Source organism: Winogradskyella eckloniae (assembly GCF_013249045.1).
Lineage (GTDB): Bacteria > Bacteroidota > Bacteroidia > Flavobacteriales > Flavobacteriaceae > Winogradskyella > Winogradskyella eckloniae.
Genome location: NZ_JABRWP010000009.1, coordinates 1 through 13109 on the forward strand (window position 1 = coordinate 1; position 13109 = coordinate 13109).

Here is a 13109-nt window from a genome sequence, read left to right on the forward strand (position 1 = left end):
TTAAGCCCGTTTGCGCCGATGGTACTGCTTAACTGTGGAAGAGTAGGTCGCCGCCTTTTTTACCGTAACATTCGGTATTGTAAAACCCTTACTATTTTTTTAGTAAGGGTTTTTTGTTTTGTGGTAAATTTTGTTTAAGGTTGGTCTGTGGTTGGGTAAAATTATAATAGACCTTATTTTTTCTTATGAAACATACTATTCATAATTGTATTAATGCCAATCGCAAGAAATACGATAGCAAGAAGGCATAATATGATTGATAAAATAAGAATTACTAGATATAATGGTTTGTCGTTATTACTAAATGCAATATGCAGCATCGTGGGACCTAAAAACATAAATATTAAACAAATTACTAACTGTTTAAGGCCCTTAGTCAATATGTCTTTATCTGTTTTATTATTGTTGTTTTCCATGTTTGATACTCTCTCTAACTGATTTATATTTTGTGAGTAAATCTTGAGCTTCATTTTCAGCAAGATTTAATTCTTCCATAATCATTTTTACCCCTCGTTTAACCAATTTATCATTGCTTAATTGCATATCAACCATTTTATTTCCTTTTACTTTACCTAATTGAATCATACTTGCGGTAGTAATCATATTCAAAATAAGTTTTTGTGCTGTTCCTGCTTTCATTCTTGAACTTCCTGTGACAAATTCAGGTCCAACTACAACTTCAATTGGAAACTCAGCGGTTAGAGATAGCGGACTATTTTTATTACAAGTAATACAAGCCGTTATTATATTGTTTTCATTACAGCGCTCTAAAGCATTTATAACATATGGTGTTGTACCTGAAGCGGCAATACCTATAACAATATCATCTTGAGAAATATTGAGTTCAGTTAAATCTTTCCAACCTTGAGTAATGGAATCTTCGGCATTTTCTACGGCACGTCTAATGGCAGTATCACCACCAGCTATTAAGCCAATTACTAAATGATGTGGAACACCAAAAGTTGGAGGGCATTCTGAAGCATCTAAGATGCCTAGTCTGCCACTTGTGCCAGCACCCATATAAAATAATCTTCCTCCTTTTTTAAGTTTAAATACAACTTGCTCAATGACTTTTTCGATTTGAGGAAGTGATTTTTCGACGGCTAAAGGAACGGTTTTATCTTCATTATTAATGGATGTAATGATCTCATTAATAGACATATGTTCTAAATGATTATAATGAGAATCTTGTTCAGTAGTTTTTTTAAATGCCATAATATAAAGATAAGGGTATTAGATTAAGTGTTCAATTATATTTTTAAACAATTATTCGATAATGTATATGGCTTCTTCAACTTCAGACAAACGAAAATACCCAAATGCGTAATGATCCTCATTTGTTGTATTTATGCAATTACCTCTAACGGTTGCAGGTTGTGTTTCAAATGGTCCTCCACCATCATTATTACCTTGTTGCAATAATATGTTCATAAATTCATAGTATTGTCTAGAAACACCATAATGTCTAATTGTTAATTCATTGCCTGCGCTTAAATCCTCTTCAGAATAAAATCCGAAAATTTGATTGCCATCAATAAATCTGTCTTCGGCCACATCTAAATTAGGCGAATCAGAAATATCAGAATAATATTCAAAAAAATAATAATTGTCTATATTCAATGGGTCGGTAAAATAAACCTTGATTTCGATTTCATCACCTAAAAACCCTCCTTCATTGTTTTGTTCTATATAATCAATAGGTACAACAGATTTTAATGTTTCAGTAGCCGTATAAATTTCATTGTTGTAATTAACAATTAAGGTATATGTTTCGTCAATGACTGGCGTAAAATTGGTAGTGTTATAGATACCAGAATTACCTTCTTCAATAAATGAAAATAGATTGCCATTACTATCTGTTATATGCACTATGGCATCATTGGCTGGTGGAACGACGTCTTCAAAAAAAGGTGCCGAAAGCGATAGTTTAATACTTTGAGAATTACCAGTTGTGTTTTTATACCAATCTATCGATGCTTCAATAACCAACCTAGGTTCTGTTTCATTTAAATCTACATCTATAACGTCTTCACAGTTATAGAGCGTTGTACATAGTATGACTAAATAAATAACTTTTTTCATAATTTAAAATTTAAAATTATAAGATATTGAAGGTACCATTCCAAAGATTGCGAGTTGTACCGCTTCATTAGTTCCTGTATCACTATTTTCTCTATAGGATATACTTGCAGCATTTTTGCGTCCGTAAACATTATAAATTCCAAAAACCCATTCACCTTTAAACGTTTTAGTGTTATTTGGTTTAGGGTTGTAGATCGCAGATACATCTAACCTATGATAGGCAGGTAATCTACTTGAATTTCTAGCTTCGTAATTTGGAATTACAAGCCCGTTATATTCATATTGGCTATTTGGATAGGTTGTAGGTTGACCTGTCTGGAAAATAAAATTGGAACTGAATGACCATTTATTATTCAATTCATAACTTCCGGTTAAGGAAACATCATGGGTTTTGTCATAGGCTGTGTTATACCATTGTCCGTTATTAATACCTGTTTCTGAAACCGTTCGACCTGGTGTTCTTTGTTCTGATTTAGAAAGTGTATACGCTAACCAACCGGTAAATCGTCCTTCATTTTTTCTGAGAAGAATTTCTAATCCATATGCTCTCGCTTCACCATTGAGAATTACTTGTTCTATAGCATCATTTGCTATTAAATCTGCACCATCAATGTAGTCTATTCGGTTTTTTATGGTTTTGTAAAAGCTTTCTACTTCAAGCGAAAATGTATTTTGCTTAAATGTTTTAAAATATCCGACGGCAATTTGATCTAGTAACTGAGGTTTTACATATTTTCCACTCGGTGTCCATACGTCTAAAGGTGTTGGCGATGTAGTGTTAGATAATAAATGTAAATATTGGCTCATTCTATTATAACTTGCTTTAACCGATGAGACATTATTTAATTGGTATGCTATAGCGAGTCTTGGTTCTAAGTTTGTAAATGATTTTATAACATCTGATTTATTAAATGTTTCTGTATCTATGGGTTCAGCTTTTTCATAAATACCAATCTCCTCATTAAACGTTAATGGTAAATCATTTTCATAAATATTTAATTCATCTTGCCCTAAACGAAGAAATGAGCTTAACCTAGTTCCATAACTTACAGAAAGCTTATTACTTAATTTATGTTCGGCATCAATGTAAACAGCATTTTCAAAAGCGTATTTATCTATAAGTTTATAGGGATTAATACCAGAAGTCTCTGTGGTCGGATTTATTTCTCCAGGATTAAAATCGTAGTACATGCTATTTAAACCATATTCAAGTTTAAAATTGTTATTTATGTAATGCTTAAAATCATATTTTAAATTGAAGTTTTTTATTCCAGAAACCCAGTCGAATTCTACAAAACTCAATTCTAACCCGTAATAATAATCTGAATAAATTAAGGACAAATTTGAAAACAATTTATCTGAGAATAAATGATTCCATCTAAAGTTAAGTACAGAATTTCCGAATGTATTTTGAAAACTATCTGAAATTTCAAATACATCACGACCAAAATATCCAGATAAGTAAATATTATTGTTATTATTAATATTGTAACTTAATTTGGTATTTAAATCATAGAAATAAGCTTTGCTATCGATATCAAAAAGAGGCAAAAACAAATGGGCATAACTACTTCTTCCTCCAATTAAAAATGAACCTTTATCTTTTTTTATAGGACCTTCGGCTAATAATCTACTAGAGATTAAACCAATTCCTCCATTCATATGAAACGATTTACTATTCCCTTCTTTTTGATAAATATCTAAAACTGAAGATACACGGCCACCATATTTAGCAGGAATTCCGCCTTTATACAATTTTAAATCTTTAATTGCATCAGGATTAAAAACAGAAAAGAACCCAAATAGATGAGACGAATTAAATATGGTTGCTTCATCTAAAAGAATAAGGTTTTGATCTGCTGCGCCTCCTCTAACATTAAATCCAGAAGCCCCTTCACCAGCATTAGTAACACCAGGCAGTAAGGTGATAGATTTAATAACATCGACTTCACCCAAAACCACAGGCATATTCTTTATGGTCTTTATAGATAATGAGTTCACACTCATTTGAGGTTTCTTGATGTTTAATTTTTCAATATTTTCTGTGATTACAACTTCGTCTAAGCTTTCTGCGGCTTCGATGAGTTTAAAGTTTTTTGTTAGGTTTGATGTGAGTTCTATAGATTCACTAATCGTGGTAAACCCTAGATAACTGATTTGTATTTGGTAGGTACCAGAAGGTAGTGTAATGGAGTAGAAGCCATATTCATTGGACATGGTTCCTGTTTGTAATTCCGGAATAATAATATTTACACCAATGAGTGTTTCATTGCTTTGATTATCAGTTATCGTACCACTTAATGTGAACTTTTCTTGAGCAAAGAGATTAATGCTGCATAAAAATAGGCAGAGAAAAAATCCTCTGGATAGTATTTTCATATGTGATGACTATTATAATGATTGATGATGAGTTTCTGTTATAACGAATAACTAATATTGATGTTACATTAAAAGTAAATTAAAAGCATAAAAAAAGCTTCTCGAAAGAAGCTTTTTAACATAATCTTATGGTAACAAAAATCAGTATTTAGTTTAAAATACCGTTAAATACGTTACTAGGACGCATTGCTTTTGAAACTAATTCTTCGTTTGGATAATAATAGCCATCAATATTTACAGACTCTCCTTGGCAATCTATTAATTCTTTCACTATCGTATCTTCATTAGAAGAAAGCGCTTTAAATATTTCTGTAAATTCAGCTTTAAGATCAGCATCTTTATCTTGGTTAGCTAATGCTTCAGCCCAATATAAAGCCAAATAAAAGTGACTTCCTCTGTTGTCTAATTCATTTACTTTTCTTGAAGGACCTTTTCTGTTTTCTAATAATTTATCAGATGCATCATCTAAAGTTTCTCCTAATACACTCGCTTTTTTATTGTTATTTACAATAGAAAAATGCTCTAGTGATACAGCTAAGGCTAAAAATTCTCCTAAAGAATCCCAACGTAAGTGATCTTCTTCTACAAACTGTTGAACATGCTTTGGAGCAGATCCACCAGCACCAGTTTCAAATAAACCACCACCATTCATTAATGGCACAATTGATAACATTTTAGCACTTGTACCTACTTCTAAAATAGGGAATAAATCTGTTAAATAATCTCTTAATACATTACCAGTTACAGAAATAGTATCCTCTCCAGCCTTAAGGCGTTCTAACGTAAAATTAGTTGCATCAATTGGAGACAAAATTCTAAGATCTAATCCGTCAGTATCATGATCTTTTAGATACGTATTTACTTTTTTAATTAATTCGGCATCGTGTGCTCTATTCTTATCTAACCAAAACACTGCTGGTGTTTGTGAAGCTCTAGCACGTGTAACTGCTAACTTTACCCAATCTTGAATTGGAGCGTCTTTCACTTGGCACATTCTCCAGATATCTCCTGTTTCAACATTATGGCTTGTTAATACATTACCATTAGCGTCGATCACTTCTACTTTTCCATCTGAAGCTATTTCAAAAGTTTTGTCATGAGAACCGTATTCTTCTGCTTTCTGTGCCATAAGGCCAACATTTGGCACTGTTCCCATAGTTGTAGGATCAAAGGCACCATGTTTTTTACAAAAATCTATTGTAGCAATGTAAACACCAGCATAACTACTATCTGGTATCACTGCTTTTGTATCTTGTTGTTTACCTTCAGCATTCCACATCTGACCAGAAGTTCTAATCATTGCTGGCATCGATGCATCAATAATAACATCACTAGGCACATGAAGATTTGTAATGCCTCTGTCTGAATTTACCATCGCTAAATCAGCACTGTGATCTAAGGCATATCTAATGTCATCTCTAATTTCGTCTCTTTTGTCTTCTGGTAATTCACTTAGTTTTTCTAGTAAGTTTCCAAAACCATTATTCACATCTACACCAATGGCATCAAATGTTTCTCCATGTTTTTCAAACAAATCTTTAAAAAATATTCTCACGGCATGGCCAAAGATAATTGGGTCAGAAACCTTCATCATCGTTGCTTTCATGTGTAAAGAAAACAATACACATTGATCTAATGCATCTTCTACTTGTTCTTCTAAAAACTCTAGTAATGCTTTTTTACTCATTACTGTAGCGTCAATAATTTCGCCTTTTAGTAAACTTAAACCTTCTTTTAAGTTTGTAGCATTGCCTTTAGCATCAGTGTGTACAATTTTTACTGTCGTTGCATCTGCAAGCGTAACTGATTTTTCGTTATGTGCAAAATCGCCTTGAGACATGGTTGCGACATGTGTTTTAGAATCTGCTGTCCAAGCGCCCATACTATGAGGATTTTTCTTAGCATAATTCTTAACCGCTTTAGGCGCACGTCTATCTGAGTTTCCTTCTCTAAGTACAGGATTTACAGCACTACCTTTAATTTTATCGTAGCGCGATTTGATTTCCTTTTCGGCATCATTTTGAGGCTCATCTGGATAATCTGGTATTTTAAAACCTTTATTTTGTAACTCTTCAATTGCAGCAGTAAGTTGTGGAACAGAGGCACTAATATTAGGTAATTTTATAATATTAGCTTCTGGTTTTTTTGCTAATTCTCCTAATTCAGCAAGTGCGTCTGCTACTTTCTGATCTTCGGTTAAAAAATCTGGAAATGTTGCTAAAATTCTAGCCGCTAAGGATATATCTTTAGTTTCTATAGAAATGCCAGAAGACTTTGTAAATGCTTTAACAATTGGTAAAAATGAACGTGTTGCTAAAGCTGGTGCTTCATCCGTTTTTGTATAAACAATCTTTGCTGTTTTTGTCATAAGTCTTGTAAATAATTTGAAAAATGGTTTGCTTAAAATTAAGCAGAGCAAATATACGAAAACGTTTGATTTTTCATGTGCTAGATTTGCACTAAAGGGCTTTAATATTTAAAGAATCAATAAATTTTTGTTTAAAATTATCGATTTATTATTTAATCTTTATTTTGAAGCATTTTAGCAATCCAGAAATGTTTTCAGTAGAGAATGTGGCGTTCTTTAATTGGTTGGTAGATGGGTTAATATTTAAGTGAATTGCAGAAGTAAAATCTGCATGTTGCATATTGGTTCTTTCAAAGGTTGAACCATTTAAATCACAATCTTTAAAAAGAACATGCTTGGCTTCAGCTTCTGTAAAATCTACTTGCTGTAATTTACAATTTAAAAATTGGGTATGATTTATTTTTAATTGATAAAAACTACTAAAATTTAATATACAATTTACAAACTTAAAGGACAGTAAAAATGGATTGCAATACTGAAATAAAACACCAAGCAATTTACAGTCTGTAAAGGAAACATCGTTAAAGGACGTATGCACTACATTAACATTACTGAAGTTACAATCTATAAAATTACATTCTATAAAGTTAATATTTGAGATATCTGAATTTTCAAAAGTACAATGGGTAAATGTACAGTCTGTATATTCTGCTTTAGGAAGTAGGAGTGAGGTAAAATATTCATTTTTAAAACTTTGCTGATCTATTAATTGGAGATTCATGAGATACATGTTCTGTTTAATTGTGTTGTTGAAGCGTTTTTTTTTTTTTTGATATAGTACATAAAAAAAGCCATATCACTCAGAACTATCTGTGTTGACATGGCTTTCATAGAAACAGAATTCACTAGACTTACTTAGTTTTCACTAACGCAACGTAATGACCAGTGTCATTAGTTTTTCAGTCATAGGATGGCTATTTCTAATGCGAAACATTTTATATCTTTCAAAATGTATTGACCTGATATGACTTTGTTTCTTAGGTTTGTTTTTCTTGATGATTTTCTCAGAAATTTAGACGTTTCTAAATTTATTGATAACCATTGCTCAGCGTTTTTTGTGTGCACTTTCGATTCCACTACTTTTCTGAACTTTCCACTTTAATAGTATAACCTACATGGTATGCTATAGTATCTTAGTTTCATGATTGTTTAACAAACACTTGAAAAATCAAGTTGTATACAATCTCAAAAAACAACCTCATAACATAAAGAACGAATCTCTATTTACAATTAACTTAAATTTAAATAGACTTCAAAACCAAACGGTGTTTGTTGTTAATTGCATGACTAAAGTACCAATATTTTTTTAAATTCTTATTTTTTTAACACTTTATATATCAACATGTTATAAACTGTAGTTATTAACAATTGTTAAAAACCAAAAAAGCCTTCTTTAAAAGAAGGCTCTTTAGTGTACTATATAAGTTGTACTTATCTTCTAACTTCTTTGATTCTTGCTTTTTTACCAGTAAGACCTCTAAAGTAATAAATTCTAGCTCTACGTACTTTACCACGTTTGTTAACTTCAACTTTCTGTAAAGCAGGTAAGTTTACTGGGAAGATACGCTCTACACCAATTGTTCCTGACATTTTACGAATTGTGAAGGTTTCTGAAGTACCACTTCCTTTACGTTGTAATACTACACCTCTAAAAAACTGAGTACGTACTTTTTCTCCTTCTCTAATTTCATAGTATACTGTGATTGTATCACCAGCACCAAATTCTGGAAAGTCTTTACGAGTTACAAATTCGTCTTGTACAAATTTTACTAAATCCATTTTATTTTAATTTATCAAAATTAATTTAAAGCAACATTCACGATTTTCGCCAGAGGTTGGTCCAAATTGGTTGGCAAAAGTAGTACTTTTTTGTTTATTTACAATAAATACGTGAATGTTTTTTAATGGTATTTATAATTATAGCCTGTATGGAATTAATTTTTGTTTTTTGAAAATTCTGTGAATGCAAACATCGTTAGACCTATAGCAAAAATGAGATATGAAATGCTTTGAACAATTGATGTTGTTGCTTGTATTAATAACATAGTCTCCATAGGTTTATTACTTAATATGGCATTTAGCAGAATACCACCTATAAATGACAGACAAGATAAAAGGTTACCAACTAGAATAATGGATGTCGCTAGTGTTCTTTTTTTAACAAAAAGTACAATAGAGGCAACTAAAATTAGAACTGCTGAAATGCTACCAATAATTGGACCTATATAGAAGAGTAATTCTGTAGAGTCGTTCATAATTATGTGTTAGTCCTCTAAAAGATCAGGTCGTCTTTCTTGCGTTCTTTTATAGGCTTGTTCTTCGCGCCATTTTTCAATTTTAGCAAAATTACCACTAAATAAAACTTCAGGAACTTTCATGCCATCATACTCTCTTGGTTTAGTGTAAATAGGAGGTGCTAATATATTATCTTGAAAGGAATCGGTTAATGCAGATGTTTCGTTTCCTAATACACCAGGAATTAACCTAATCACAGCATCACACAAAACCGCAGCTCCTAATTCTCCACCAGAGAGGACATAATCGCCTATTGAGATTTCTCTTGTGATAAATTTATCTCTTACACGTTGGTCTACACCTTTATAGTGTCCGCACAGTATAATGATGTTTTCTTTTAATGAAATTTGATTGGCAATACTTTGATTAAGTTGTTCGCCATCTGGCGTCATATAAATAATCTCGTCGTACTGACGTTCTTTTTTTAATTTTGAAATACATTTATCTATAGGCGCAATACTCATAACCATGCCTGCACCTCCTCCAAATTGTGTATCATCTATAGATTTGTAATTACCTGTGGCAAAATCTCTTAAATTATGAAAGTGAACCTCTACTAAACCAGCTTCTATAGCTCGTTTTAATATTGAGGCTTCAAACGGACTTTTTAAAAGTTCTGGTAAAACGGTAATAATATCTATACGCATGATAAGTGTTTATTGGTTGCGAAGATAAGGTTTATTGTTTTTTATTAAAGTCTAATTTTAGTTTTGATTACGGTTAATGCACCTCAAGAGCGGATCAAATAAGGTTTATTTATTTGAATCTATAAGCGCTTCTATGACGTCTGAAGTTAATTCAAAACCTTTTAAATCTGGCCATCCTTCCCAAACAACGATGCCATTAGGATCTATAATTACACAATGAGGTATACCTCTAATTTCAAAAATATCATTTAAACGCTTTTCTGTATCAATAGCACTGTAATATTCAATTTCTGGGTAATTTAGTTTTTTAACAGTGGCTTCTGTTTCGTCACTTAATCCAATGACAACGAGATCTTCACTAAATTCTTTATGGAATTTATTTAATTTAGGTATAGATCTTATGCACGGTCCACACCAAGTTGCCCAAAAATCTATAAGAATAAATTTACCTTCCATTTCTGGTTCATCTGACAACCATTTTTCTACCACTAATTCTGGTGCTTCTTTATTTAGAAAAGATTTCGCCCATAATTCTTTGTCTTGCGAAAATGCACTGACATTAATTAGCATTATAATGATAAGACTGAGTTTTTTCATCTGTAAACGTATTTAATGTGAAAGTTACTAAGGTAATAGTAAATTTTTAATATTGAAAAATGGCGTTAAATGAACCTTGAAAAATGGACTAATTTTTTTAATGGTTACAAAAAAAATCCGTAATTAAAATTACGGATTTATATTTTATATTCAATTAGCGTATCCCATTAAGATTTCTGCTTATTTAATTCATCTTGTAATTGACGTCTAACTTTTTGCTCGCGTTCTAAAGCGGTACGTCTGTGTTCTTCAAACTCAGTTTCTACTTCGTCTAATTTGTGTTTGGCTTCTCTAGTCGCAGAGTTGCTTCCTTTAAATTTATAGATAAACAATAACAAAAACGCTAACAAAGCTCCAATAATGGACCACATAATTACATTATAATTGGTTTTGCTGGTTTGCATACCTAATAATGCCATATTGTTTTTTTCAGAATCGGTTTGGTCTAAAATTGTTTGAGTGTCTACTAATTTTACTTTTAAATCTTCAATTTCTTTAGCTTGGTCTCCAACGACTTTTTCCGAATTTTCTAACTTCTTATACGTTGTTTTTAAAGAGTCTAGAACATGCGCTTTTAAGGTTAGTAACCATGCGTATTTTACGGCTTCGTATTTTTGGCCATCTGTTCCTTTGAAATTACCAGATTTCTTAAACACGTATTCAAACTGGCTATCAATAGTGCCACTATTTAAAGATAGCTTATCGTCTTCATCATCTTTATTGGTTTGTGCACTCACAAATTGTAAGCTAAATGTAACTATAAGAATAACAGATACTTTGGTTAGGAATTTCATCTAAGGAATGATTTTAGTTGTATGAGTTTAATTGGTTGCCAAGATAATAATTTTATGAGGAATTCATAAATAATTATGAAACAAATAGCCTCACAATTTTGTAAGGCTATTTTATATACGATTGATATGTGGATTTAGATGTTGATCACTTCAAACCTCAAAAATTTTATAAACGAAACCACCTTTTACAATGTCATTTTTCTTATAAAAAACCGTATTTAAAACACGAAGTTTCTGTGGTCAAAATTGAGGTTAATTGTATGATTACAGAATTAAAGTAGTGTTGGTATTTTAGTAAAATAGGAGGTGTGTCTTTAGGCTTATCTATAATGCAAAAAAAATCTTGTCTAGTTGACAAGATCTTTTTCATTTCCTTTTTCATGTATTCTAATAATAAGCATAGCGTCTTACCTTAGAAATATATTTTGCTAAACGAATTACTTGGTGGCTATAGCCATATTCATTATCATACCATATATATAGTATTGCATTTTTTCCATCTTTTCTTACAATGGTCGCTTTACTATCATATATTGAAGGTGCTGAACTACCAACAATATCGCTAGACACAAGTTCGTCACTCATTTCATATTTAATTTGCTCTACTAAATCACCTTCTAGTGCATATTTTTTCATTATTGTATTCATGCTTTCTACTGAAGTTTCATTTTTCAATTCTAAGCTTAGAATTGCTAAAGACCCATTAGGCACTGGTACACGTATGGCATTAGAAGTTAATTTACCTTCTAAGGATGGTAAGGCTTTGCTTACGGCTTGTCCTGCTCCTGTTTCGGTAATGACCATATTTAATGCAGCTGCTCTTCCTCGTCTATATTTATTATGAAAATTGTCGACTAGATTTTGGTCATTCGTATAGGCATGGATAGTTTCTAAATGCCCTGTGTTTATTCCGAATGAATCTTCTACTGCTTTTAAAATTGGTGTTATGGCATTTGTTGTACACGATGCTGCTGAAAATATTTTAACTTTATCAGGATCATGTTCTGTATGATTTACACCATGAACAATATTAGGAATGCCTTTTCCTGGTGCTGTGAGTAATACTTTTTCTACACCTTTAGCTTTTAAATGTCTGCTTAGTGCGTCTTTATCTCTAAAGGCGCCAGTGTTATCTATGACTAAAGCATTGTTTATACCAAATTTGGTATAATCAATATCTTCGGGCTTATTTGCCGAAATGATTTTTACTGTTGTGCCATTAATTATTAAAGCAGAATTTTTAACATCAATATTTACCATACCAGAGAAATCGCCGTGAACAGAATCATTTCTTAATAATGAAGCACGCTTTTCTAATACCGTTTCGTTAATGTCACCTCTAGTAACTATAGCTCTTAATCTTAATTGTGCACCTTTTCCTGTACGTGTCATTAATTCACGAGCTACTAATCGACCAATTCTACCAAAACCGTACAGCACTACATCTTTTGGTTCAATAGCTTTGTTCTTTTTAGAATTTCCAAGTTTAGCGGCAACAAACGCTGTTGCATTGCTGTACTTTTGGTCTTCCATATGAAACTCGTAAGTTAGTTTTCCTATGTCTAATTTAGCAGGAGGGAAGTTTAAAGCATTGATGGCTTGAGCAATTTCTACAGAATCAAAAATAGAAATTGGTTTTTGTACAAATTCACCAGCATACTCGTGCAAATTTAAAATTTCGCTAACATTTCTGTCTATTAATTGATTTCTAAATAAAACCAATTCAATGGACTTATCGTACCATAAATCACTTATGATTTTTATAAATTCTACTGTTGCTCTGCGACGATCAGCTTGGAAAGCTAATTCCTTTTCGTAAGTGGCATTAAAACTCATATTTTTGTTGTTTAGAGAATATATTAGTTGTAGTTTTTTTGCGAAAGTACTATATTTCAAACGTTTTCGTAGCACAATTTAACGAAAATAAAAACCCTTCAAAGAAAATTA

12 protein-coding genes are annotated in these 13109 nt (G+C 31.8%); all 12 read right to left on the minus strand.

Annotation, left to right across the window (positions count from 1 at the left end; all coding sequences use genetic code 11):
• Window positions 1–173 precede the first annotated feature (173 nt).
• The 12 genes from HNV08_RS16370 to HNV08_RS13790 all read right to left on the minus strand — a co-directional run bounded on the left by HNV08_RS16370 (window position 174) and on the right by HNV08_RS13790 (window position 12998).
• Window positions 174–470, minus strand: coding sequence for a DUF6095 family protein (locus HNV08_RS16370; protein ID WP_317170251.1), 297 nt, complete (start codon window positions 468–470; stop codon window positions 174–176).
• Window positions 400–1215 (minus strand): N-acetylmuramic acid 6-phosphate etherase, encoded by an 816-nt coding sequence (gene murQ, locus HNV08_RS13740; RefSeq protein WP_173281930.1) that lies wholly within the window; start codon window positions 1213–1215, stop codon window positions 400–402. The genes HNV08_RS16370 and murQ overlap by 71 nt, the downstream gene beginning before the upstream one ends.
• 51 nt (window positions 1216–1266) lie before the next feature.
• A complete protein-coding gene (locus HNV08_RS13745) occupies window positions 1267–2082 on the minus strand; it encodes a DUF4249 domain-containing protein (RefSeq protein WP_173281931.1) in 816 nt (271 codons plus the stop codon).
• 3 nt (window positions 2083–2085) lie between these two features.
• Entirely contained in the window at window positions 2086–4461 is a 2376-nt protein-coding gene (locus HNV08_RS13750) for a TonB-dependent receptor (RefSeq protein WP_173281932.1), read from the minus strand.
• A 148-nt stretch (window positions 4462–4609) separates the two neighbouring features.
• Complete coding sequence (locus tag HNV08_RS13755) at window positions 4610–6829, minus strand: NADP-dependent isocitrate dehydrogenase (RefSeq protein WP_173281933.1); 2220 nt, start codon at window positions 6827–6829, stop codon at window positions 4610–4612.
• Window positions 6830–6977: 148 nt separating this feature from the next.
• A complete protein-coding gene (locus HNV08_RS13760) occupies window positions 6978–7550 on the minus strand; it encodes a pentapeptide repeat-containing protein (protein ID WP_173281934.1) in 573 nt (190 codons plus the stop codon).
• Window positions 7551–8260: 710 nt separating this feature from the next.
• Window positions 8261–8608 carry a 50S ribosomal protein L19 gene (rplS, locus tag HNV08_RS13765; RefSeq protein ID WP_173281935.1) on the minus strand — a complete coding sequence of 116 codons (348 nt, stop codon included), beginning with the start codon at window positions 8606–8608 and terminating at the stop codon, window positions 8261–8263.
• 155 nt (window positions 8609–8763) lie between these two features.
• Window positions 8764–9084 (minus strand): hypothetical protein, encoded by a 321-nt coding sequence (locus HNV08_RS13770; RefSeq protein WP_173281936.1) that lies wholly within the window; start codon window positions 9082–9084, stop codon window positions 8764–8766.
• A 9-nt stretch (window positions 9085–9093) separates the two neighbouring features.
• Complete coding sequence (gene trmD, locus HNV08_RS13775; RefSeq protein WP_173281937.1) at window positions 9094–9771, minus strand: tRNA (guanosine(37)-N1)-methyltransferase TrmD; 678 nt, start codon at window positions 9769–9771, stop codon at window positions 9094–9096.
• A gap of 105 nt (window positions 9772–9876) precedes the next feature.
• Entirely contained in the window at window positions 9877–10368 is a 492-nt protein-coding gene (locus HNV08_RS13780; protein ID WP_173281938.1) for a TlpA family protein disulfide reductase, read from the minus strand.
• 167 nt (window positions 10369–10535) lie between these two features.
• Window positions 10536–11162: a tRNA (guanine-N1)-methyltransferase gene (locus HNV08_RS13785; protein ID WP_173281939.1), complete on the minus strand. Its 627-nt coding sequence runs from the start codon at window positions 11160–11162 to the stop codon at window positions 10536–10538.
• Between the two features lie 387 nt (window positions 11163–11549).
• On the minus strand, window positions 11550–12998 hold the full coding sequence (locus HNV08_RS13790; RefSeq protein ID WP_173281940.1) for a glyceraldehyde-3-phosphate dehydrogenase: 1449 nt from the start codon (window positions 12996–12998) through the stop codon (window positions 11550–11552).
• Window positions 12999–13109 lie beyond the last annotated feature (111 nt).

Coding starts and splice junctions, on each gene's coding strand:
- HNV08_RS16370 (WP_317170251.1), bottom strand. CDS start 470: ATGAAGCTCAAGATTTACTCACAAAATATAAATCAGTTAGAGAGAGTA.
- murQ (WP_173281930.1), bottom strand. CDS start 1,215: ATGGCATTTAAAAAAACTACTGAACAAGATTCTCATTATAATCATTTA.
- HNV08_RS13745 (WP_173281931.1), bottom strand. CDS start 2,082: ATGAAAAAAGTTATTTATTTAGTCATACTATGTACAACGCTCTATAAC.
- HNV08_RS13750 (WP_173281932.1), bottom strand. CDS start 4,461: ATGAAAATACTATCCAGAGGATTTTTTCTCTGCCTATTTTTATGCAGC.
- HNV08_RS13755 (WP_173281933.1), bottom strand. CDS start 6,829: ATGACAAAAACAGCAAAGATTGTTTATACAAAAACGGATGAAGCACCA.
- HNV08_RS13760 (WP_173281934.1), bottom strand. CDS start 7,550: ATGAATCTCCAATTAATAGATCAGCAAAGTTTTAAAAATGAATATTTT.
- rplS (WP_173281935.1), bottom strand. CDS start 8,608: ATGGATTTAGTAAAATTTGTACAAGACGAATTTGTAACTCGTAAAGAC.
- HNV08_RS13770 (WP_173281936.1), bottom strand. CDS start 9,084: ATGAACGACTCTACAGAATTACTCTTCTATATAGGTCCAATTATTGGT.
- trmD (WP_173281937.1), bottom strand. CDS start 9,771: ATGCGTATAGATATTATTACCGTTTTACCAGAACTTTTAAAAAGTCCG.
- HNV08_RS13780 (WP_173281938.1), bottom strand. CDS start 10,368: ATGAAAAAACTCAGTCTTATCATTATAATGCTAATTAATGTCAGTGCA.
- HNV08_RS13785 (WP_173281939.1), bottom strand. CDS start 11,162: ATGAAATTCCTAACCAAAGTATCTGTTATTCTTATAGTTACATTTAGC.
- HNV08_RS13790 (WP_173281940.1), bottom strand. CDS start 12,998: ATGAGTTTTAATGCCACTTACGAAAAGGAATTAGCTTTCCAAGCTGAT.